The sequence below is a fragment of the Thermocrinis ruber genome (assembly GCF_000512735.1).
Classification (GTDB): Bacteria; Aquificota; Aquificia; order Aquificales; family Aquificaceae; genus Thermocrinis; species Thermocrinis ruber.
In genome coordinates, this window is the sequence record NZ_CP007028.1 from 135,510 (window position 1) to 156,799 (window position 21,290).

General features: G+C 44.6%; 28 protein-coding genes. 8 read left to right on the forward strand and 20 right to left on the reverse strand.

Annotated features, from left to right (window positions below):
• Both THERU_RS00730 and THERU_RS00735 read right to left on the reverse strand, forming a co-directional pair.
• Complete coding sequence (locus THERU_RS00730; protein WP_025305369.1) at nt 1–372, reverse strand: flagellar protein FlaG; 372 nt, start codon at nt 370–372, stop codon at nt 1–3.
• Between the two features lie 46 nt (nt 373–418).
• Nucleotides 419–2,056 carry a flagellin N-terminal helical domain-containing protein gene (locus THERU_RS00735; protein ID WP_038531942.1) on the reverse strand — a complete coding sequence of 546 codons (1,638 nt, stop codon included), beginning with the start codon at nt 2,054–2,056 and terminating at the stop codon, nt 419–421.
• A gap of 138 nt (nt 2,057–2,194) precedes the next feature.
• On the opposite strand from THERU_RS00735, the gene THERU_RS00740 reads away from it, so the two are divergent.
• A complete protein-coding gene (locus tag THERU_RS00740) occupies nt 2,195–2,527 on the forward strand; it encodes a (2Fe-2S) ferredoxin domain-containing protein (protein ID WP_025305371.1) in 333 nt (110 codons plus the stop codon).
• A 10-nt stretch (nt 2,528–2,537) separates the two neighbouring features.
• On the opposite strand, the gene hfq is transcribed toward THERU_RS00740, so the two are convergent.
• Genes hfq through smpB form a run of 4 tightly spaced genes read right to left on the reverse strand, consistent with a single transcriptional unit; the run spans nt 2,538 to nt 5,134 of the window.
• A complete protein-coding gene (hfq, locus tag THERU_RS00745) occupies nt 2,538–2,780 on the reverse strand; it encodes an RNA chaperone Hfq (protein ID WP_025305372.1) in 243 nt (80 codons plus the stop codon).
• Nucleotides 2,770–3,762 (reverse strand): ADP-ribosylglycohydrolase family protein, encoded by a 993-nt coding sequence (locus THERU_RS00750; RefSeq protein ID WP_025305373.1) that lies wholly within the window; start codon nt 3,760–3,762, stop codon nt 2,770–2,772. The genes hfq and THERU_RS00750 overlap by 11 nt, the downstream gene beginning before the upstream one ends.
• Nucleotides 3,762–4,628: a zinc metalloprotease HtpX gene (gene htpX, locus THERU_RS00755; protein ID WP_025305374.1), complete on the reverse strand. Its 867-nt coding sequence runs from the start codon at nt 4,626–4,628 to the stop codon at nt 3,762–3,764. Before htpX ends, THERU_RS00750 begins: the two co-directional genes overlap by 1 nt.
• Before the next feature lie 41 nt (nt 4,629–4,669).
• Nucleotides 4,670–5,134: an SsrA-binding protein SmpB gene (gene smpB / locus THERU_RS00760; protein ID WP_025305375.1), complete on the reverse strand. Its 465-nt coding sequence runs from the start codon at nt 5,132–5,134 to the stop codon at nt 4,670–4,672.
• 23 nt (nt 5,135–5,157) lie between these two features.
• Between smpB and THERU_RS00765 the strand changes: the two genes are divergently transcribed.
• A complete protein-coding gene (locus THERU_RS00765; protein WP_025305376.1) occupies nt 5,158–6,216 on the forward strand; it encodes an AI-2E family transporter in 1,059 nt (352 codons plus the stop codon).
• Between the two features lie 4 nt (nt 6,217–6,220).
• On the opposite strand, the gene THERU_RS00770 is transcribed toward THERU_RS00765, so the two are convergent.
• Both THERU_RS00770 and THERU_RS00775 read right to left on the reverse strand, forming a co-directional pair.
• The gene (locus THERU_RS00770) at nt 6,221–6,469 is read right to left on the reverse strand and encodes a hypothetical protein (RefSeq protein WP_038531945.1); all 249 of its coding nucleotides are present in this window, start codon (nt 6,467–6,469) and stop codon (nt 6,221–6,223) included.
• Nucleotides 6,466–7,044, reverse strand: coding sequence for a class I SAM-dependent methyltransferase (locus THERU_RS00775; RefSeq protein WP_038531947.1), 579 nt, complete (start codon nt 7,042–7,044; stop codon nt 6,466–6,468). The genes THERU_RS00770 and THERU_RS00775 overlap by 4 nt, the downstream gene beginning before the upstream one ends.
• Nucleotides 7,045–7,058: 14 nt before the next feature.
• Between THERU_RS00775 and mtnP the strand changes: the two genes are divergently transcribed.
• On the forward strand, nt 7,059–7,892 hold the full coding sequence (mtnP, locus tag THERU_RS00780) for an S-methyl-5'-thioadenosine phosphorylase (protein ID WP_025305378.1): 834 nt from the start codon (nt 7,059–7,061) through the stop codon (nt 7,890–7,892).
• Here the strand turns inward: mtnP and radC are convergent.
• The 9 genes from radC to THERU_RS00825 form a co-directional block, all read right to left on the reverse strand.
• A complete protein-coding gene (radC, locus tag THERU_RS00785; protein ID WP_025305379.1) occupies nt 7,889–8,569 on the reverse strand; it encodes a RadC family protein in 681 nt (226 codons plus the stop codon). The two genes, mtnP and radC, sit on opposite strands and share 4 nt — an antisense overlap.
• Complete coding sequence (locus tag THERU_RS00790; protein WP_025305380.1) at nt 8,569–8,826, reverse strand: hypothetical protein; 258 nt, start codon at nt 8,824–8,826, stop codon at nt 8,569–8,571. The genes radC and THERU_RS00790 overlap by 1 nt, the downstream gene beginning before the upstream one ends.
• Entirely contained in the window at nt 8,819–10,201 is a 1,383-nt protein-coding gene (locus THERU_RS00795) for a UDP-N-acetylmuramoyl-L-alanyl-D-glutamate--2,6-diaminopimelate ligase (protein WP_025305381.1), read from the reverse strand. Before THERU_RS00795 ends, THERU_RS00790 begins: the two co-directional genes overlap by 8 nt.
• A 6-nt stretch (nt 10,202–10,207) precedes the next feature.
• Nucleotides 10,208–10,738 (reverse strand): hypothetical protein, encoded by a 531-nt coding sequence (locus THERU_RS00800; protein ID WP_025305382.1) that lies wholly within the window; start codon nt 10,736–10,738, stop codon nt 10,208–10,210.
• Nucleotides 10,731–10,922, reverse strand: coding sequence for a hypothetical protein (locus tag THERU_RS00805; protein ID WP_245565827.1), 192 nt, complete (start codon nt 10,920–10,922; stop codon nt 10,731–10,733). The genes THERU_RS00800 and THERU_RS00805 overlap by 8 nt, the downstream gene beginning before the upstream one ends.
• An 83-nt stretch (nt 10,923–11,005) precedes the next feature.
• Nucleotides 11,006–12,652, reverse strand: a complete 1,647-nt coding sequence (locus THERU_RS00810; RefSeq protein WP_025305384.1) for a cytochrome c oxidase subunit I — start codon at nt 12,650–12,652, stop codon at nt 11,006–11,008.
• A gap of 14 nt (nt 12,653–12,666) precedes the next feature.
• On the reverse strand, nt 12,667–13,410 hold the full coding sequence (coxB, locus tag THERU_RS00815; protein WP_025305385.1) for a cytochrome c oxidase subunit II: 744 nt from the start codon (nt 13,408–13,410) through the stop codon (nt 12,667–12,669).
• Nucleotides 13,411–13,412: 2 nt separating this feature from the next.
• Nucleotides 13,413–14,189: an SCO family protein gene (locus tag THERU_RS00820; RefSeq protein WP_025305386.1), complete on the reverse strand. Its 777-nt coding sequence runs from the start codon at nt 14,187–14,189 to the stop codon at nt 13,413–13,415.
• Between the two features lie 3 nt (nt 14,190–14,192).
• Nucleotides 14,193–14,969 carry a cytochrome c oxidase subunit 3 gene (locus tag THERU_RS00825; protein WP_025305387.1) on the reverse strand — a complete coding sequence of 259 codons (777 nt, stop codon included), beginning with the start codon at nt 14,967–14,969 and terminating at the stop codon, nt 14,193–14,195.
• Between the two features lie 394 nt (nt 14,970–15,363).
• Between THERU_RS00825 and THERU_RS00830 the strand changes: the two genes are divergently transcribed.
• Genes THERU_RS00830 through THERU_RS00850 form a run of 5 tightly spaced genes read left to right on the forward strand, consistent with a single transcriptional unit; the run spans nt 15,364 to nt 20,385 of the window.
• Nucleotides 15,364–16,050, forward strand: coding sequence for an undecaprenyl pyrophosphate synthase (locus THERU_RS00830; RefSeq protein ID WP_025305388.1), 687 nt, complete (start codon nt 15,364–15,366; stop codon nt 16,048–16,050).
• Nucleotides 16,037–16,738: a phosphatidate cytidylyltransferase gene (locus THERU_RS00835; RefSeq protein ID WP_038531952.1), complete on the forward strand. Its 702-nt coding sequence runs from the start codon at nt 16,037–16,039 to the stop codon at nt 16,736–16,738. Before THERU_RS00830 ends, THERU_RS00835 begins: the two co-directional genes overlap by 14 nt.
• A 21-nt stretch (nt 16,739–16,759) precedes the next feature.
• On the forward strand, nt 16,760–18,496 hold the full coding sequence (locus tag THERU_RS00840) for a pilus assembly protein (protein ID WP_025305390.1): 1,737 nt from the start codon (nt 16,760–16,762) through the stop codon (nt 18,494–18,496).
• Entirely contained in the window at nt 18,493–19,113 is a 621-nt protein-coding gene (locus THERU_RS00845; protein ID WP_025305391.1) for a hypothetical protein, read from the forward strand. The genes THERU_RS00840 and THERU_RS00845 overlap by 4 nt, the downstream gene beginning before the upstream one ends.
• 12 nt (nt 19,114–19,125) lie before the next feature.
• Nucleotides 19,126–20,385, forward strand: coding sequence for an NfeD family protein (locus THERU_RS00850; RefSeq protein WP_025305392.1), 1,260 nt, complete (start codon nt 19,126–19,128; stop codon nt 20,383–20,385).
• Here THERU_RS00850 and THERU_RS00855 read toward each other — a convergent pair.
• Genes THERU_RS00855 through THERU_RS00865 form a run of 3 tightly spaced genes read right to left on the reverse strand, consistent with a single transcriptional unit; the run spans nt 20,378 to nt 21,259 of the window.
• Nucleotides 20,378–20,689, reverse strand: coding sequence for a hypothetical protein (locus THERU_RS00855; RefSeq protein ID WP_245565828.1), 312 nt, complete (start codon nt 20,687–20,689; stop codon nt 20,378–20,380). The genes THERU_RS00850 and THERU_RS00855 overlap by 8 nt on opposite strands.
• Before the next feature lie 40 nt (nt 20,690–20,729).
• On the reverse strand, nt 20,730–20,987 hold the full coding sequence (locus THERU_RS00860; protein WP_025305394.1) for a hypothetical protein: 258 nt from the start codon (nt 20,985–20,987) through the stop codon (nt 20,730–20,732).
• Between the two features lie 8 nt (nt 20,988–20,995).
• Nucleotides 20,996–21,259 (reverse strand): NifU family protein, encoded by a 264-nt coding sequence (locus tag THERU_RS00865; protein WP_025305395.1) that lies wholly within the window; start codon nt 21,257–21,259, stop codon nt 20,996–20,998.
• Nucleotides 21,260–21,290: the final 31 nt, after the last annotated feature.

The window sequence follows — 21,290 nt, forward strand, 5'->3', positions numbered from 1 at the left end:
TTAAACCTTCCTTTCCATCAGCAGACCCAAAAGCTGATCTATGCGTTTCATTAGCTCCAAAAGATACTCAGGAGGGATCTGCCTTATAACTCTGTTGGTATCCTTTTCCATGATCTTTACCACGGGTATTTCAAGCTCTTGGTCTATGTCTATTTTAAGGTATTTGCTGAGCATGTCAAATTTCCTCTTTACCTCCTCAATAAGCTTTTGCAACTCTTCAGGCTTTATATCCCTTTTTTCCTGTGCATCTTGAACCTGCTGGTCCACCTCCTTTTGGAGCTTTCTCAAAGCCCCATCCATAGGCTGGACTTGCTGTTGGTTTAATTTCACATCCACGTATTCAAAGCTTTGGTCTACTCTTCCAACCCTCATGGTTTATTCTCCAAAGGGGGAGGGAAAAGACCTCCCCGGAGGTTCATTATCTGAGCAATTGGAGCACCAGCTGAGGAAGTGCGTTCGCCTGTGCCAACATAGCTATTGTGGATTGCATCTTTATCTGTAGTGATGTGAAGTTGGACATTTCTTCTGCATAGTCCGTGTTCCTTATTACGTTTTCCGCCTGCTTGGTGTTGTCGTAGGCCACTTTTTGGGCATCAAATATAGATTGGAGATTGTTCATAACAGCACCAATCTGAGACCTGACGGTATCCACCTTTTGCAGTGCCTTGGAAACGATCATCAGAGCACGTTCCGCTCCTGCGTTAGTAGACAGGTCTATGGTGTAGAGGTTGGAGAAGATCGCGGAAGATCCGGTAGTTATATCAAAGTTCAAGCCTTCGCCTGTACCTGAAACACCACTGTAAGCAAGGGTGAAGGTTTCGTTGGCAGCTATGGTGATCCTTCCCACTTTCACTGCTGCGGAATAGCTGGTGGCGCCCGTATAGTCGTGAGATACTGACATTATGTTTGCACCCTCCAAAAGCTGACGATAATCAATTACAATATCACCATCGTCAGCAGGGTTAATTATCTCTACTTCTGCCTCAATGGCAATGGTTTCACCGTTGGTGGTGACGAGTTTTAGTCTTCCGCCGTCGTTCATGGCGACTATGGGCACACCATTGGCAGAGGCTTGGGAGTTGATCTGGGAAACGAGCTCGTCCAAGCCCATGGTATTTACACTTGAAACATCCACACTTGCAAAATTACTAATGGTGAAATTCTTTGTCCCATCGCCAACGTAGAAGTTCAGGTGTACTCTAGCTTCTCCAATTGTTGGAGTGCCAGTAACAGTAACAGGGCTGGTGTAAGCGTTTGCCACACTTGTATTAACCGCCTTTGCCTCTATACCTATTGCTTTTAGGTTTGAATTTTCGTTTATATTCTTTGCTAACTTTGCGGCGTCCACAAGCTCGGGTGTTCCGCTATACTGATACACCGTTGTGCCGTTTATTCTTACATAATCTCCACTGTCCAACCTGAAATTTGCTGCACCTGCAATGCCTAAAGCACCTTCATTACCAGGTGTTGTATTGAGCAGGTTAGTCAAAGTGCCACCGTAATCTGCTACGCCAGAAGTATAAGTTGCACCCAGACCTTGCGCTATATGGGCACCGAGGCTCTGAGCCCTCACATCCGCTATGGAAACATTCACCACCTGATCCATTCTTGCGCCGTAGTGGATGTATTTGTCCCGGAATGTTCCATCAAGGAGTTTGATGCCGTTGTATTCGGTGTCTGTTCCGATCTTTTGGATGGCGTCTATTAGGTTGGCAACTTCCCTCTGCAGGGCAGCCCTTGCGTTGGGGTCGTTGATGTCGTTTGCTGCCCTTACCGCCCTTGAGTAGATGCCTTTTAGCCTGTCAAAGATCTGTCCGGACGCATTTTCTGCGATCCGTAGGGCAGATATACCTGTAGATATGTTCCTGTTGCCCTCTTGCAAACCGGTGGCAACCAGTGAAAGCTGGTCTGCTATAAACAGACCTGCGGCGTCGTCGGACGCCTCCAAAATCCTCATGCCAGTAGAAAGCCTAAGCAGAGATTTGCCCATCTCCCTCTGATTGACGAGATAGGCTGTGTGTGTGGATGCTGCTTCGTAGTTAAAGTTTACTCTCATAGCTTGCACCTCCTTATAAGGTCTTCCATTTTTTAGAAATCGGATTTAAGGAAAAATTTTTAAGCTTGACGTTAATCATAGGAGAGCCTAAGACCTACCGCTTACAATATATAGCCAAACTCAAGAAGGAGGTATAGCATGGACTTTAGGCATGTTTTTGTTTGCGTTCAGCAAAGACCGCCAGGGCACCCTATGGGTTCCTGCTCAGACAGGCAGAGCAGGGAAGTCTTTCAGAGGTTTATGGAAAAGCAGCAGATGGACCCAGAACTCTTTATGAGCTGTATGATCACGCCTACCGGATGTTTAAACGCCTGCGGGGTAGGTCCGGTAGTGGTGGTCTATCCGGAGGGAGTTTGGTATGGAGGAGTTAGACCGCAGGATGTGGATGAGATCGTGGAAAAACACCTAAAGGGAGGAGAGGTTGTGGAGAGGTTGGTAGTATCTAAAGGAAAACCACCGGGTATGTTCTAAATGAGGGGCTTTAGCCCGCACCGGGCACCCCTTCCTCTTCAAACTCAATTTGGAGCTTTTCTGCGGGCACTATGGTGCTTATGGCGTGTTTATAGACTAAAGTTTGTTGTCTTCCATCTTCTACAAGAATGGTAAAGGTGTCAAAGGACCTGATCTTGCCTTGAATCCGCACTCCGTTGATTAGAAAGATTGTCACCTTTACCTTTCTCTTCCTCGCAGTGTTCAAAAAAGCTTCCTGTAACCTATAGGACATGGTCCTGCCTCCTGGGGATGTTTTCCATCGTTATTTCCCAAAGCCTTTCAGATAGAGAAATATAATAATCTACCTTTTCCAATTTTTCAACAAGCTCTGTATCAAAGGCAGACATTCCAAAGTAAGCACCCAAGTAGGCACCAACAAGATAACCTATAGCGTCCGTATCTCCACCAAACTTACCATAAGAATTCACCGCTTCAAAGAATGCCCTCTGAGGATTTTCTATGTTCTTAAGGAAAATAAAAAGGGACAAAGGGAAAGCTTCCAGGGCGTAGGAAGAGTTTCCAAGCTGGAATATTGCTTCCTCTAAACCGCTTCCTTCTTCCAAAAGTTCTTGGACCTTTTTTATAGCCCTTTTGTTTGCGTCATACTTTGCAAATTCCTGCAGGTGAGATAAGAGTTCAAGTCTTTCTGAAGTATCTTCCAGATTCCATTCTCCACTTACCAAATGGGAAATAAGAGCAGAGAGCATACCAGAGACATCGTAAATCTCTTTACTTCTGTGGGTTATCAGGCTCACAAGCCTTCCACCCTCTGCAGAAAGGTAAGGATTGTAAAAGTGAAATAGCCCTACTACCACACTCCTTAGAGCACCCTCTATGGAGGAAGAGTAAAAACCTGCAGACTCTAAGCTAATGCCGGAGGATAAAAGGTCTATAGCGGTCAAAAGGGTAGGGTCTGGGTAGCGATGGCTCTTTTCGTCTTTACGCCATTTGAGGAGCTTTTCAAAAAAGTGATAGGGATCTATGGACTTTCTTTCCAAAATGCTCTCGAGCAAAAGGATGCTTATGGTGGTCTCGTCAGAGACTTCCCATGGTTCAAAGCCAAAGGCAGGGCTTTTGGGATGTGGCTCCACAAAGCCCTCCACCGGACCACCATAAAAGCTATAAACCTCCTCCTCCGTTAGGTCCTCCACGCATTTACCTATGGCATCCCCAAGGGCGGAGCCCACAATAACTGCACTGAACTTATCTCCCATTAGTAGAGCCTACCCATTTTTCTTGCAAGCTCCTTCAATCTCTCTATCCTTTTTTCGGTGGATGGGTGGGTGGAAAAGAGCTCCCAAATTCCTCCGCCCTTGAGAGGGTTTTCAATAAAGAGATGGGCAGTACCTTGATTGACCTCTGCGGGAATTTGATACACATAGTTGTGTATTTTTTCCAGAGCCCTAGCCAATGCTAATGGGTCTCCACTGATTTTAGCCCCGGTTTCATCCGCCAAATACTCCCTTGAACGAGAGATCGCCATCTGAATGATCGTAGCTATTATGGGTGTGAGTACGATGAGGGCTATGCTTCCTATTAGGGAAAGTGGGTTCTTGTTTTCTTCATCCCTTGAGTGTCCAAAGATAAGCGCCCACTGGAGCATATTAACGAGGTAGGATATGGCTCCCGCAATGGTTGCCGCCATGGTTGCCACCAGCACATCCCGGTTTTTTATATGTCCTATTTCGTGCGCCAAAACTCCTCTTAGTTCATCCCTATCAAGGAGCTGGAGGATGCCCGCAGTCACTGCCACCGCAGAGTGGCCGGGACCCCTACCGGTAGCAAAGGCGTTGGGCTGTTCCATGGGAACAAGGTATATTTTGGGCTTTGGTATGTTTGCCCTTTGGGCAAGCTCTTCCACCATCCGATGTAGCCAAGGAGCCTCTTCTTCCGTTATTTCCCGCGCGCCATACATTGCCAGCACAATCTTGTCTGAGAACCAGTAGGCTATAAAGTTCATAATACCCGCCAGTATCAGGGCAATGGTCATACCCGTTTTACCACCTATCAAATTCCCTACAAAGAGGAAAAGACCCGTCAGAACACCAAGCAACAGCACGCTTCTAATCATGTATCCCATGGAGAGACCTCCGGAGAATTTTTTTAAATATATTCTAATATTTACCGCCAGTTTTTCAAGTCCCTTTCCATCTGCCTCTTTATGTCCCTCTCTCTGAGTTCCTCCCGGCGGTCGTGGATTTTTTTACCCTTTGCCAAAGCAATTTCTACCTTTACCTTTCCGTTTTTGAAGTAAACTCTGAGGGGGATTATGGTAAATCCTTTCTGCTGGACCTTGCCCAAGAGCCTGAGGATCTCCCTTTTGTGCAAGAGCAATTTTCTCTTTCTGAGGGGGTCGGGTGGCTTCAGTGTGGCATACCTGTATGGGGCTATGTAGAGGTTATAGAGCCAAGCCTCTCCGTTTTCTATACGCACAAAGCTGTCCTTAAAAGAAACAGTTTGTTTGTTTCTGAGGGCTTTAACTTCGGAGCCCTCAAGCACTATGCCCGCCTCGTAGGTTTCAATGATCTCATACTCTGCCTTTGCCTCTTTATTGAAAGCTACTGTAAATTCTTCAGTCTTCTTCAAGGTGTTAATATTATACAGGCTGGATGGAAAGGGAGAAGTTTTTTAAGTACTCCGTTCTGACTAGCACCATTGGGCTTTTGATGGTAGTTTTGTATATACTCTTGCCTTTTATTACACCCATCCTCTGGGCTCTGATTTTCTCCTTTGTGCTCTATCCAGTTCATCAAAAACTAAAAAAGCTCCTCCCAGGGGCAACTCTTTCCGCTTTAATTCTCACTCTGCTTACCTTGCTCGTTATAGTGATACCCTTCGGAGTTTTGGGTGCCATAATCCTAAACCAAGCCATAGAGCTCTCTGTCTATCTTTTGAACTTTATTCAAAATCATACCTACCAGCAGTATCTGAGCTATTTGGAAGCCCTGTTGAAAAAATTCCTCCGCCAAGAGCAGGTGGAGGTCTTTTTGAACTATATAAAATCCGAAGAGTTTAGGTCTTTGGTGGTGGGAATGCTCAAGGGCACAAGCCAACAGCTACTTCAACTTTCCACAAACCTATTCACCTTTGCCCTCTCCTTTCTCTTTAAAAGCTTTATCTTCTTGCTTACCCTCTTTTTTATTTTGAGGGATGGCGAAAAGTTCGCAAGCTTTATTGAAAGATTTATACCTATGCACGAGGAGGATGTTAGGGAAATTTTTGGCACCGTCTATAAAACTGTTCTGGCTACTGCCTACGGTTCAGTGGTTGTAGGCTTTGTTCAAGGATTGCTCGGCGCTATTGGTTATGCTATAGCGGGCATTAAATACTATCCTCTTTTTGGTCTTGCCACCTTTTTTGCTTCTTTTGTCCCACCCTTTGGTGCAGGTGCGGTTTGGGCACCGCTGGTGGCTTATCTGTTTATCACCCAGAGCATAAAGTCTGCCATTTTTTTACTGATCTGGGGAATGTTCATAATTTCCACCGTTGACAACATCATCCGCCCTCTCATTATGAAAATTGGCGTGCAAATGCCATACATTGTGCTGTTCTTTTCCATCTTGGGAGGGATCATCGCCTTTGGCTTTGTGGGGATATTCCTGGGACCTATAATCTTTACTACGCTGTTTAGCCTTTTTGTGATTTACGAGAGAAGAATTTTGAAGTAAAGGTTCATCTAATGTATAGCCTTTCTATGGAAACTAGGATATCTTCAAAGAGCTCATTGGCGGTATCCTCTGTGTCAAGTTTTATTACAACCCTTTCTACGCTGTCCGTTTGGATCACTAAGTTATTTTTCGATACATACAAAAAAGCTATGTGAGAGTATGGCACAGCTACCCTACGGTTTTCCTCCTCGTAGATTAGATACCTATCCTCAAGCTTCACTCCATACTTTAGATACCTTTCACTTCTTTTCATTGCTTTACAAACATCGCATAAAAGCCGTAGGCGTAGGGTCCCACCTCCACCACCCTTCCTACCCTTAAACCCGCCTCTTCTAGGATCATTCCCACCTCCCACTCAGAATAAACCTCCTCGGGTGGTGGTCCTTTGTCCCTTTCCTCCTTCTTCCAGTCTATGAGGGCAAGGTAGCTAATGGGTTTGCTTACCCTTTCAAGCTCTTTTAAAAACTTCACTGGGTCCTCTAATTCATGAAATACAAAAGCCATGTATGTGAAATCTACCGTGTTGTCTGGGAGTGGAATTTGGTTCTCTTGGGACAGCAGAACCTCCACATTTTTGAGCCCAAGCTGGCTAACTTTGTTCCTTGCATACTCCACCGCCTCTGGGCTTATATCTATGGCATAGACCTTTCCGCTATCTGAGACCATTTTGGAAAGGTAAGGTAAATAAAAGCCTGCACCTGTGCCCACATCAAGAACTGTCATACCGGGCTTTAACCCAAAGGATTTGAGAACTGCCTCCGGGTCAAAAAGGCTAAGCCTTTCTGGATCGTCCAACTTCTTCAGTTTTTCTGGGTCAAACTTATGCATGTTAAGATTTTATCATGCTCGGTATTATAGGTGGAAGCGGGCTTTATAGAATGGATGGGTTAAAAAATCTCAGAGAGGTGTCCCTAAACACACCCTTCGGAGAGCCTTCTTCTCCTGTGATCTTAGGTGAGCTAAGCGGGAAGCAAGTTGCCTTCATATCAAGGCATGGGCTAAACCATCAGTATCCTCCCTCCCTTGTGCCATACAGGGCAAACCTTTGGGCTTTTAAGGAACTTGGAGTAAAAAGGGTCTTGGCTATTTCTGCGGTGGGGGCTATCAATGAGAGGTTTAAGCCGGGGGACTTTGTGGTGGTGGATGACCTCATAGATTTAACCAAAAGGCGGGAAGACACCTTTTATAAGGGTGCCTACTCAGTGGAAGTACAAGGAGAGGACAAACCCTCCAAGCTCCTGAGAGAAAAAAAGGTAGTTCATGTGGATATGACGCAGGCTTATTGCCCTCATATGAGAAAGGTTTTGATTGAAACTTTGGAAGAGTTAAAGCTCAGCTATCATCCCGCGGGCGTCTATGCCTGCACGGAGGGCCCAAGGTTTGAAACACCCGCAGAAATAAGGGCTATAAAGCTATTGGGTGGAGATGTGGTAGGTATGACCGGCTATCCGGAGGTTGCCTTGGCGAGGGAGCTCGGCATGTGCTGTGCGAGCCTTTGTGTAGTGGCAAACCCAGCGGCGGGCATTGCAGGCTATCGTCTAACCAGCGAGGAGGTTATTTTAATGATGAAAAACAAGGAAGAAGAGATAAAGAAAGTGTTAAGGTTATTTGTAGCAAATCTCCCAGAGGAGAGATTATGCAAATGTGAAGAATCTTTGGAAGGGGCGGAGGTTTAAAGAAGTCCGTTACTTCTGAACGAGAAAAACTCCTTTTGGTTAATGATAATGTGGTCTAAAAGTTCAAAACCCAACAGCTCGCAGGCTTGCTTTAGTCTTTTGGTGAACTCTATGTCTTCCTTTGATGGTCTTGCGTCTCCCTTTGGATGGTTGTGCAGGACGATCAAAGAACTGCATGCTTTTTTTACGGCGGTGTAGAGTATATCCTTTGGTTCTGCGTAAAGGGAGTTCATTTTACCTATGGCAACCACTTCGTAATCTACCACCTTGTTGGTTGGTGTAAGATAAAGGGCAATGAGATGTTCCCTCCTTTCATCAAAGAGCACCTTTTTTTTGACAAAATTGTAGGCATCTTGCGGGTTGGAGATTTTAAAGTCTCCATAGGGGTCGTTTATCCTTTTGGCAAGTTCTATGACTGCTTTGAGTTGGCAAGCTTTAGCAAAGCCCAAACCTTTGATCTTCTTAGTTAGCTCCTCCACATCCATAGACATAAGCGTTTCCCATCCTAAGCTAACTACCTTGCTTGCTAAGCTTATAACATCCTCACCTTTTGTGCCAGAGCCGAAGATAACCGCCAAAAGTTCCTCATCCGATAAGTTGGATGCACCAAACTTGGCGAGCTTTTCCCGAGGGCGCAGGTCCTTGGGTAGTTCCCTTATGGACTTCTTTGGATACATCAGGAGCCCAGCATAAAATCCAGGATGGACGCCTCTATCTGCACTTCCCAGTCCTGAAAGCTTTGATCTTTATTGCTTATTTGCAGGTACCCATCCCTTTCCAGATAGAGGATCAGCTTGGCTAAGTTGGCAAGACCGCAAAGCCTGGCGGACTGAAGATTTGTGAGCTTTACCTTTGGAAAGGGTGTTTCTGCCTCCTTGTAAATCCTCAAAAGTTCATCTCTCAGATGGTAATACAGGTTCTCCAGATCACACATTCAATACCTCCTTCACAACATCTTGGTCTTTAAAGGGATATTTTACTCCTTTTATTTCTTGGTAGTCTTCATGTCCTTTGCCTGCTATGAGGACTACATCTCCCTCTTTGGCGTTCTGCAAAGCGAACTTTATTGCTTCCTTTCTGTCCTTTTGCACAAAGACCTTTTGCTTTTGCTCTATGCCCTTCAAAATGTCCTCTATTATAGCTTCGGGTTCTTCCCACCTTGGGTTGTCGGAGGTTATAACCACAAAGTCTGCCCACTTTCCCGCAACCTTTCCCATCAAAGGTCTTTTGGTCTTATCCCTGTTGCCACCAGCACCAAAGACCACCCATAACTTGCCCTTTGTCAGTCTTCTGGCAGTGATCAAAACCTTCTCCAAGGCATCTGGCGTGTGGGCATAATCTACTATTGCCAACTTCCCTTCCTTGAAAAAGGTCTCAAACCTGCCGGGAACGATTACCCTTTCTACACCGTGTTGTATTGTCTCCGCATCCAAGCCAAAGAGAAAGCCCACAAGGATGCCCAAACTGAGATTGTAAGCCTGAAATTCACCCCTTAGGTTGGAGGAAAATTTGTAGGTCCTACCTTCCCACTCAAGAGTAAGCTTGCTACCCTCAATAGATGTCTCAAAGTCTATTATTCTAAGATTTCCATTCCTTCCGTAAGTTATAGCTTTTCCTTTGAGCTCTTCTAAGATTCGCCTACCGTATTCATCGTCTATGTTTATTAAAGAATACTCCTGCGGGTACTCTACAAAGAGCCTCAGCTTTGCCCGAAAGTAGTTTTCCATAGAGCCATGATAGTCCAGATGATCCTGAGAGAGGTTGGTAAAGGCAGTTATAAAAAACTTTGTGCCCCAAACACGCCTTTGGTCTAAGGCATGGGAAGAAACCTCGCAGGCTACCACCTCTGCCCCATCCTCCAACATCTGCTTTAATGTACGGTGCCACTGGATAGGGTCCGGCGTCGTTCTTCCTTCATACTCGTATATTTTGTTTTTAAAGCGGTAGTATATGGTGCCTATAAGACCGGTGGGAATACCCCCTGCGTTGAGAACAGCTTCCACTATATGGCTACTTGTGGTCTTTCCGTTGGTGCCCGTTATACCCACTACTTTTAGCCTTTCGGAAGGTCTGCCAAAGAACTCATTAGCCAACTCTCCAAGAAATTTTCTGGTGTCTTCAACCTTGATGATCCTCTCGTCTTTTATTCCTACGTCCCTCTCCACAAATACCAAACTGGCACCTCTACTTAGGGCTTCTTGAACAAAGTTGTGTCCATCTGTGGAGGAACCCTTTATGGCCACAAAAACCCAACCTTCCTGAACTTCCTTTGAATTTTGGGTGATGCCCTTTATCTTGGAAGGCTCCACCTTAGACTATTTTAACTCAGAAAGGTATATTTCCGCCCTCTTCCAACCATCCCAGCCTTTCACAAACACATCCTCTATGCTTTTTATGTTAAGTTTCCTGAGCCTCTTGTATTCGCTTAGGTCCTCCAAAAACCTCTTTAATTGTTCTTCTTCGTCAAAATAGTACAGGTCCTTTCCCTCCCGCGCCACGCAGTAATAGTCCTCTTTGACAAAGCCCATGCATACTGGACATCTGGTGCCCTTTGGTGGTGGCTTTGGAGGCCTGAGCTTTTCTTCCCGCTTTTCCTTAAAAGCATAAAAGCCCAAGGCAAGTATAAAACCCGCAAAAACAGATTCTATAGCAAAGGACTGGATAGCCGAAATCTTCCCACTAACAAAACCAAAGAGGGATATAAGAATACCCGAGGCGGTGAGCCCCGCAGTGATAAAAACATGCTTGAGGGCGACCCCTTTGAATATGAAGAGTAGCGTCATAAGAAAGCCAAAAACCTCAAGGAGCCTTGAAGCAAAGATCAGAAGGTATCCTGCGTCACTCATTGGTTTTTTCCGGCAACTTTGTGGGTTTAAAAAGAGGAAGCTTTCTTATGTTCTTTAGTCTATACACGAAGTATTCCCTGTTTTTTTCGGAGAGTGCCATACCCAAAAGACCCGTCATAAAACTTGCCAAAACAAACATGCCCAAAATTATACCCACAAGCCTTACCCTTTTTCTTCTCTCCATATCCATCTTAAACTCTCCCTTTTTACAAAGCCCCGCCCAAGGGGGCGGGGAGTTTTGGCCACAGCACGAGGCGCACCATAAGCTTATATGTGGGTGTGATAACCCTTATAGTATGCGTAGGGATGCCAGTCTTCGGGCACCTCTACGGGGTACTTTTTGAAGTTGTGAGGTCCAACGGGGGTGTCTGTCATGGTCCATTCGAGGGATGGAGAACCCCATGGATTGTCGGGTGCCTTTGGACCCCAGAGGCTCTTGATCCAGTTGATAAAGCTAAGCAAGATTCCTATTCCGAGTATTACCGCACCAACAGTTTGGATCTGCATCAAGCTAACCCATTCGGGAATAGGTGGATAGTCTGCGTACCTTCTTGGCATACCGTGAACCATTCCCATATACATTTGGAAGAAGTAGAAGATGTTGGAGCCGATCAGCATCAACCAAAAGCTTAGCTTTGCAAGCCCTTCCGAATACATCTTGCCTATAATCTTTGGATACCAATAATACATACCGCTGAAGGCTCCAAAGGTAAGTGCCATACCAAGCACATAGTGGAAGTGTCCTACTACGAATAGAGAGTCAGATACACCAAGGTCTATGGACACCATGGCGTTTGGAATGCCCGTAAGACCTCCTATCAGGAACATGAGAATTCCACCCAACGTAAAGAGCATGGGCGCATTGAACCTTATGGCACCCTTGTGCAAGGTTGCCACCCAGTTGAAGATCTTTATACCCGTCGGCACTGCCACAAAGAGGGTTGTATAAGAAAAGATCACCCTTGCCCAGTCTGGCACACCGGAGACGAACATGTGATGGACCCAAGTAAAGAAACCAACCGACGCTATGGCGTAAATAGCGAGCATCATGGATATGTATCCAAATATGGGCTTTCTGGACATGGTGGATATTACCTCAGAGAACACACCGAAGGCTGGAAGGATCATGATATAAACAACTGGGTGAGAGTAGAACCAGAGAAGGTGTTGGTAAAACAGTGGGTCTCCACCCAAGGCTGGGTTGTAAAAGTTTGTTCCAAGATATTTGTCAGTGAAGAGAAGGGCTACTGCTCCCAGAAGGGCTGGCACACCAAAGAGGTTTATAAGGCTCGCTGCCATTATGGAGTGCACAAAGAGGTTTAACTTTGTCCATCCAAGACCCTTTGCCCTAAGGCTAACAATGGTAGTGATCATGTTCACAGAACCTGCGGTGGATGATACTCCATAAAGGGTGACTATGGCAACGTATAGGATGGTAGAACCTGCGTTCTCGTTTATAGAATAGGGAGGGTATCCAGTCCATAGCATCATGATCCAGTTTTGGGGAATGAGGGTAAGAAGCACCAGCACGCTGGCACCAAAGAAAGCCCAGTATCCAAAGGCGTTTAGCCTCGGGAAGGCAACATCCTTCGCCCCTATCATCAGGGGAACAAGTATGTTGGCAAAGCCACCTACCCAAACATTGACCGCCCACCAGAGCAGGATAACCGCACCGTGTCCAGTAAGCAGATAGTTGTAAAGGTCTGCCCCAGTTTTACCAAAGAGGGAGGGTAGTTGAATACCGGGTACAGTCTGCTCAAATCTTATCAGCATACCAAAGAGACCTGCTACCGCAAAGTATAGGAGCACTGTTACAAGGTAGAGCATACCTACCTTTTTGTGGTCTGTGGTAAAGAGCCATTCTTTTAAGGTGGCTCCGTACCATGGAATTGAAGGAGCTTTTGCTACCGCCATGGCTTTACCTCCTTTTATTGGGTTGTAATATTAGCTTCAATGCTTGAAGTTTGTTGGGCTGGCTCGGCTCCACCAAGCCACTTGTTGAACTCTTCCTCGGGAACAACCTTTAAGATCGCAAACATCCTTGCGTGCCAGGTTCCGCAGTATTCCCTGCAAAAGACAAAGTATTCACCGGGCTTGTTGATTTGGAACCAAAGCTTTGTGATCCTACCGGGCACCGCATCCTCGGTGATCTTTGCAGGATGCACAAAGAAGGAGTGGATCACATCCCTTGAGGTTAGATAGACCTTAACGGGTTTGCCAGCAGGTATGTATGCCTTTTGTTCTTCTGGGGCTGTGAATCCTTCCGGGTTAAAGAAGGCATAAACCTTCTTTCCGTTGGGATACTCAAACTCCCAACCCCACATGAAGGCAACCACTTTGAGCTCCAAGGCACCCTCTGGGGCGTTCCTCTGCTTTACAAAGTTTGCGAAGGAGTAGGTGCCCAAAAACAGCACGATGATGGTGGGTATGACAGTCCAGACAACCTCAAGGGCAGTGTTTCCTTCAATGTGCTCTCCTTCCTCACGCTCTCCCTTTTTGTAGCGATACTTGATGGCAAAGTAAATGGAGGGAATGGCTACTATGAGGTAAATTATGACCGCTACCCAGAACCATACCTTTACTGAGTTCTCCCAGTAAACCCTCGGGTAGGCAAGCACCTCCTCTGCAAAAACTGACCCAGTGAGGGCAAGCAGTGTTAATAGGTACTTCATGGCTACACCTCCTTTGCTCTTTTAATAAAGGCGTAAGCAAGGGTAAAACTACCCAAAGTAAAGCCGGCTATAGCAAAGAGTACCACAGGGTTTAGTCCATACTTGCCTGTGTTGGGGTCGTACTTGTAGCAGACCATGAAGGCTATATCCACTATGGTGTTTTTGGTGATCCTGAAGGTCTCCGCCTCCGCTAAAGCGATCCTAAAATCCGTTTCCCTCGGAGATATACCATACAGGTATCTTGATACCTTACCCTCTGGGTCTATAAATATCACCACGTTGGGATGGACAAAAACCCTGTCCTGCCTTGAGTAGAAGAACCTATAGCCCAAAGACTGAGATAACTTCTTTATATCCTCTTCCTTCATAATGCCAAAGGTCCAGCGGGAGGAGGGAGAGATACCCAGCTTTTTCTTGAACTCCTGCAAATCTCTTAGGGTATCCTCCTTGTCAAAGGAAAGAACAATTCCCCTAAAGTCTTTGCTTATGTTTTTGGATGCCTCTATGGCGTTTTTGATTATGAGAGGGCACGCGGAGTCGCAGGTGTAGTAGCCGAGGATCAGGGCGGTAGGATGTCCCTTTATGTAGTCCAGAAGTTTGTGGGTTCTTCCGTGTTCGTCGGTAAATTCCACATCTGCAACCTGTTTACCCAAATACTTCTCCTCTTCAATTTTCAAGATTGTTGGGTCAAAAAAGCCTTCATGGTCTTTGGGCATTGGTACAGCCCAGCTAAGGGTTAAGACCCCAAACACGGTAAGCAGGACTAACACCCACCTCATGGCTTAAAAGGTTCCGTAAGAACCTACTATATAGGCAGTGCCGGCTACCAAAAGCCAAGCTAGATCCACAAAGTGCCAGTAAAAGCTTGCAGCCTTTATTGGGGTGATCTTTCCAAGGGCTTTACCGCTTGTTAGCAAAAGCACCAACTGCATACCTATTCCTACGATAACGTGGGAGGCGTGCACACCGGTTAGCATGTAAAAACCAGTACCATACATGTTTGAGCTTATTGTGAAGCCCTTTTCCCAAAGGTGCATCCACTCCCAAGCGTGCAAAGCTATGAACAGAGTGCCAAGCACCATAGTTGCTATAAGCCACATCCGGTATCCACCAAGATCATTATGCTCCAAAGCCTTCTCCGCCTTCCATATGGTAAAGCTTGAAGCCCAAAGGATAAGGGTCAGAAGACCTACGAGGGGCAAGTTCATTCCACCCTCTGGAATCCATTTAGTAACCCACTCAGTGGCGTGTGTAACCCTTGCCATCCAAAAGCCCGCAAAGATTGAGCCGAATATTACGACTTCCGCAAAGACAAACCAAACTATACCCTGAAAGCCAAGCCCTTGGTCCGGCTCCTTTGAGAAGTGCTCATTAGCCCAACCTATTACACCTATTACCAAAAGCACAAGGGCTACGCCTGCAAGTATTAGACCCACGAGACTCCATCCCCATCCAAAATACGCAACCGCCGCTAAAGAGAGAACTAAAGGCACCAAACCTACTGGTAAGCCCCATGGGCTTGTTTCGTGATGTGCTACATGTGTTTCTTCATGCGCCATTTTTGCACCTCCTTATGGTTTTAATTATTGATATAAATCATCTTTCCTCTTTTGTCAAGTCTAAACTATATGATTTTTTAACTTTTTTGTCGTTTTATGATGTTAAATTTGTGTTAAATTGTGTTAAAAATATAAAAGTTAATGAAATGCTTGAACAAAGCTTATCGGAAAAACTCTCTAAGATGGACAAAACGAGAAAATGTTAATTTTTTTAGCTCCACGATGGTATAAATGACAATAAAGGAGACAAATTATCTATAGACGATTTCATACTTAGCATTCCAAAGAAACCTCCTGTAGAACCTTCCTACCACATTCCTCTTCCCAACTCACATGCTACGGTCCCTCTCGCAAAGCTGTCTGAAAAGGATCAGTTTGGTTATAATTAACAACAATGCTGAAAATACCTAGGCACATAGCGGTCATAATGGACGGTAATGGGAGGTGGGCAAAGGAAAGAGGTCTGCCAAGGATAGCAGGACATTATGAAGGCGTAAAAAGGGCAGAAGAAGTAGTCTATGCATGTCAGGAGCTAGGCGTGGAGTTTTTGACACTGTACACCTTTTCCACAGAAAACTGGAAAAGACCCAAGGAAGAAATAAAAGCCCTCTTTGAGCTTTTTGAGAACTATTTAACCAAAAAAGTTCCAGAGTTAAAAAAGAGAGACATAAAGCTGAAGTTTATAGGAAGGAGAGACAGACTTCCTAAAAGCACTCTGAAGGTTATGGATTACGCGGAAAAAGAAACAAAGAACTGTACATCCCTTACGGTTATTTTGGCAGTGGATTACGGAGGTAGGGATGAGATAATTAGGGCAGTAAACAAACTGTTAAACTCTGGCATAAAGAGTATAACTGAAGAACAATTTGCCCAATTTCTAGACCTTGTGGGTATTCCAGAACCTGATTTGCTTATTAGAACCGCCGGAGAAGAGAGAGTATCCAACTTTCTACTTTGGCATATTGCCTATACTGAATTTTACTTTTCACCGGTTTATTGGCCCGATTTTACAAAGGAAGAGCTCATAAAGGCCTTGGAAGACTTTTCCTGCAGGGAGAGAAAATTCGGTGCGGTTCTCTAAAGGGAGGGAAGGTGTAGGTCTTCTCATAGGCGTAGCAACTTTTCTATCTGCCTTTCTTCCGAATTCTATGTTTTTACTCTTTCTGTGTCTCTTAGCCTTTGGTATGGCAAGGGAATTGGGAAAGGCTTTGGGAGCTTCAGAGGTTTCTTATCTTGCCCCTTTAGTACTTGTTTTATCTGTTTTTAGTTTTGAGCTTGGAATCGCTGGAGTTCTACTGCTTGCTTTCTTGTTTGCATACCTTAGGTGGTCCTTGGACTGTCTTTTGAAGGCGGTTTTTGTACTTATTTACGCTGGTTTTTTACCGATATATTTGTATATGGTCAAGAGCCAAAGTTCGTGGGAACTTATTAAGTTAGTCTTTTTTGCATACACGGTGGATACTGCCTCTTATTATGCGGGTAAGCTTTTTGGTAAAAGACCTTTGGCGGTTAGGTTATCCCCTAAAAAGACCTGGGAAGGTTTGGCGGGCGGTATGCTTGGTGGTATGCTCTTTTTTTACTTTATTAATAAGCCCGTACTCCTTGCAGTGCCTTTTGTTCTTATCGCCTTAGCGGGAGACCTCTTCAAAAGCTTTATTAAAAGACAGGTGGGAATTAAAGACTTTTCTAACCTGCTTGGAGAACATGGTGGTTTAGTGGATAGATTTGATTCGGTGCTCTTTGTTGCGATTTTTTGGAAATTCCTATAATATTGAATAGGAGGGGTTGAGATGAAAAAATTGTTGTTAATTATTTTATGTGCGCTTGTAAATCTTGCCTATGCCACTACACTCCGGGAGATGAGGTTCGAAAACACTAAGCTTGAGACTGTTCTCAAAGCCCTGTTTCAGGTGGCAGAGTTAAATGTGATCTTTGACCCAAACATAAGCGCAGACCTGCAAAAGCCTGTTAGCGTATCTGTTTTTAAGCCTATGCCCATTGGGGAGGCTATTAACCTTATTCTCAAAGAGTACGGCCTTATAGCAGTTCCTGTGGATACTAAGGTTTATAGGATCACAAAGGCTGGAGAACTGACGCTAAGTGTGGGAGCCCTTGGAGAAGACCAGGTTAGAAAAATAGTGAGTTTTCTAAAGGAGAGGGTAAGTCCTTCTGCGGAGATCGTAATAGATAGAACCCTTGGGACTATTTACATAAGGGACGAGGAGGCAAGGATTAAAAGGTTGGAGCCAGCCCTAAGGGATTTTCAAAGAGTAGCTGAAAGGATAGCCCCCGTAGAAGAGAGAATAACAAGGGTCTTTTATCTGAAAAATATAGACGTGGAAGAGGCGTACAGGTTGATTTTACCGAAAATTAAAAAGGACACAGTTATAACCAAGGTACCAACCTTTAACGCCTTGGTAATAACCGACACACCCTCTCAAATTGAAGAATACACCAAAACACTTAAAAGTTTTCTAACTGAAACTCCAAGGGAAAGAAGACCAATAACTAAAATCTTCTACCTTAAATACATATCCCCCGAAGAGTTTATAAGGATGATAGAACCTCTCAGGTCTGAGGCGGGTGTAATATTGAGTGGGGGAGGATTTAAAGTGGAAACTGCACCCCAACAACCCCAAGCAGTTGCAGGACAACAGGCACAAGCCCAAGTGCAAACAGCACCTACCCCTATCCTAAAAGAGTTCAACGCAGTAATGATCACAGACTACCCAGAGGTAATAGAAAACATAATGGATAGGTTCAAAGAATACATAAGCGAGGAGCCTGTAAGAATTAGAATTGAGGCGAGGATAACAGAAGTAAGCGAGGAAGCCCTTAGGGAGTTGGGAATAAATTGGAACGCTTTGTTTTCTAATGCACCAGTTCCACAGGCTTGGTTTGGTGGGGTAGGTTCAAACGTAAGAGCGGAATCTCCTCCACCACCATGGTGGCCGATCCCTGGTCTTTCTCCTGAGCCGGGCGGAATAGCCATATTTACTTATCATAAAGGTATGCTAAACGCCCTCAATTTAAGGATATCCGCCCTAGAGAGAATAGCAGCCATAAAAAACATTGCAAAGCCCTCAGTTTTAACCATCAACGGACAGAAGGCTACTATAAAGCAAGGCATCCAGGTGCCTTATCAAACTGCAGCGGTGGGTGCGGGTGGAACTGCTGTTCCAAACATTCAATTTAAAGACGTAGTATTACAGCTTGATGTAACTCCTATAGTCTCTCCAGATGGAAGGATAATGATGGAAATTGAGCTAAAGAGAGATACGCTTGGCATACAAACTCCTGTTGGACCTGCCATAAACACAAAGGAGGTTAAGACTAAAGTTATCGTGGAAGACGGACAAACTATCGTTATAGGCGGAGTTATAGATGAACAGAACAACACAACCAATGAGGGAATTCCCAGGTTGGTTAGAGTGCCCCTTCTTAAATATCTTTTCGGGCAAGAGAGGGTAAATACCCGGAATAGCGAACTACTCATATTCATAACTCCATTGCTTGTGAGACAATGAGGGCTAAGTTCAGGCTTTCAGATGTAAAGGATTTAGAGGGGTTAATCTACAAGCTTTCCGAGGTCGGTGTGAGCGTGGCCGATATATACCGCCAGCTTGCGGAGGAGAAAGAAAAGAATATAGAATTCTACGTAGAAAAGGACAAGGTTCAAGCGGTAAGCTCTGCTATAAAGGAGTTTTGCCAATTTGAAGTTGTTTATGAAGTGCAAGAGAACAAATGGATTCCCTTTCTTTTGCTTGGAACTCTTTGGCTAGACAGTGCCCTTCTTTATGTTCTCTTAAAGCTATCTTTTCTCTCTGAAGATTTCAACTACTTTTTAAGCCAAATCTTTGGCTCAAACAAACTGGTGGCTTTTGTGAAGGGTTTGGTTAGCCTTTTGGCTATCTTAGTTTATTATTTGGGATTTATTTTTGCCAGAGGGACCACACCAGTAGGTAAGTTCTTTGGTTTGAAGATAGAAAGGGACCATGTTTACGCAGTAGTTCTCTTCAGCTTACCATTGATTGCCTTTTACCTTCTTCAGTTTAATCAAACCTTTATAAAAATCTTAGGGCTCTTTGCTTTGAGTTTATGTGTGGTAATGCCCTTCTACCTAAAGGACTCCGTTAGGGGTTAAAATTTCATTGTTATGGTCGTCCTGCTTATTTTGCTTACCTTTCTCACCCTCTCCTTTGCCAAGGTCTATTATGCCAAGTGGGAGGATGCGGTAAGCCCTATAATGGTGGAATACATAAAAAGGAGCTTAGCAAAGGCAGAAAAAGAAGGGGCTGGTGTTTTTATCCTTGAACTGAACACACCTGGCGGTTTGGAAACCTCCATGAGGCAGGTGGTTCAGGAGTTTCAAAGAACTCCTATTCCCGTTGTGGTTTATGTGTATCCACCGGGAGGAAGGGCAGCTTCTGCGGGTGCTATAATTACTGCCTCCGCAGACATTGCAGTGATGGCTCCGGGTACCAACATAGGTGCGGCGCATCCGGTACAGGCTACTGGGGAGAGGATGGAGGAAACAATGAAAGAAAAGGTTGTACAAGATATGCTTGCCTTTGTTAGGTCTATAGCAAAGGAGAAGGGTAGAAATCCAAGCATTCTTGAAAAGATGGTAAAGGAAAGCATATCCTTAACACCTGACGAAGCCCTAAAAGAGGGTGTAATAGACTTTATCGCAAGTAATAGACAAGAACTTTTAGAAAAGCTAAACGGTAGAAAGGTAAAGAAACACGGAAAAGAAATAACCATAAAAACTCTGGGTGTGCCTGTGGTCGAGGTAGAGGAGAGCTTGAGGGAATCCTTTCTGAAGGTTATAACTAATCCCACCATAGCCTATATGCTACTGCTTATAGGTTTTTATGGCATATTCTTTGAGCTTTACAATCCGGGTGCGGTGGTGCCCGGAGCGGTGGGTGTTGTTAGCTTATTGCTGGGTCTTTATGGTCTTGGGATCATAGGTATAAATTGGTTGGGACTTTTGCTGATATTGGCGGGCATACTACTTTTGGCTTTGGAGCTTGTTACGCCAACCTTTGGTGGATTAGCGATAGCCGGTGCTATAGCGTTGGCCATAGGTTCCTTGGTGCTCATAAGCCCAGACTCTCCTTACGGAGATATACCCATATCCATAATAGCCACTATGGTGCTTACCACTGTTTTCTTCTTTTTAGTGGTAGGTAGGCTGGGCCTAAAAGCCCAAAAGAGAAAGAAAATGACCGGTTATGAGGAACTGATAGGAGAAGAGGGGGTAGCCATGGTAGATTTTGAGAAAGGTAAAGGCAAAGTTTTTATTAAAGGTGAAATATGGAACGCAGTAAGTGAGGATGATATTAAGAAGGATGATATTGTGATAGTGGAACAAGTGAAGGGGCTTACTCTGTATGTTAAAAAGGCTAAGTAGTCTCTTCCAGCTCTTCTTTTGTAAATCTATGATGGCAAAATGGACATACCAGAGCCTTTCTATGCACTTCTGAATAGCACACTGAACATCTCTTTTTGCCTTTCAAAAGCAAAAACAGATTTATATGAAAGATTTGCTTTATCAGGAAGTAAACTATTAAAAAGCCAAAGATTATAGTCCAACCTTTTAAGGGAGTAATCGGTTCAAAGCTTTTGACCCAAAAGTATGTGGTGGCTATAGACGCTATCCAAAAGGCGGGCTTTCTATCTAAAAATACCTGAACGAGGATTTGAATTAGTGCCATGTAAACAAAAAACTGAAAAAGTGGATTGCGGAAAAGAGGTTCAAGAAAGTTTAGAAGCTCCAAGCTTTCCAAACCCCCTCAGGAAGGTATTCAGTAAAAAACCAATAAGAAAACCGCCCATTAAAGGGATAGTTTTGATCAAACTTCCTTCCATAAGGAACACTGCTATTATTATAGCAAAAATGAAAATCCTTAGCGGATAAGTAAAAAGTGCTAAAGACGTACCTTTTTTAAAAAGTCTATAAAGTACCTCCACATAGAGGGCACCCAGACCATCCCCCACGAAAAATTCAAGCATTCAAGCCTTTAAAAGCCAAAGGTGGTTGGTATATCCAAGTTGACGTCTCTTACTTCTTTTATCTCGGGGAATCTACTCTTTAGAGCCCTTTCAATGCCTGCCTTTAGGGTAAGCACAGACATTCCACAGCCTGAACAGGCTCCCAACATTCTAACCAAGACTACGCCATCTTCCTGCACATCCACAAGCTCTACATCTCCACCGTCAAACCTGAGGGCTGGCCTGATCTCATCCAAAACTGCCTCTATCTCTTCCCTTGTTGGCATAGCCATGTTTAACCTCCTTTAGAAAAGAATATAATCA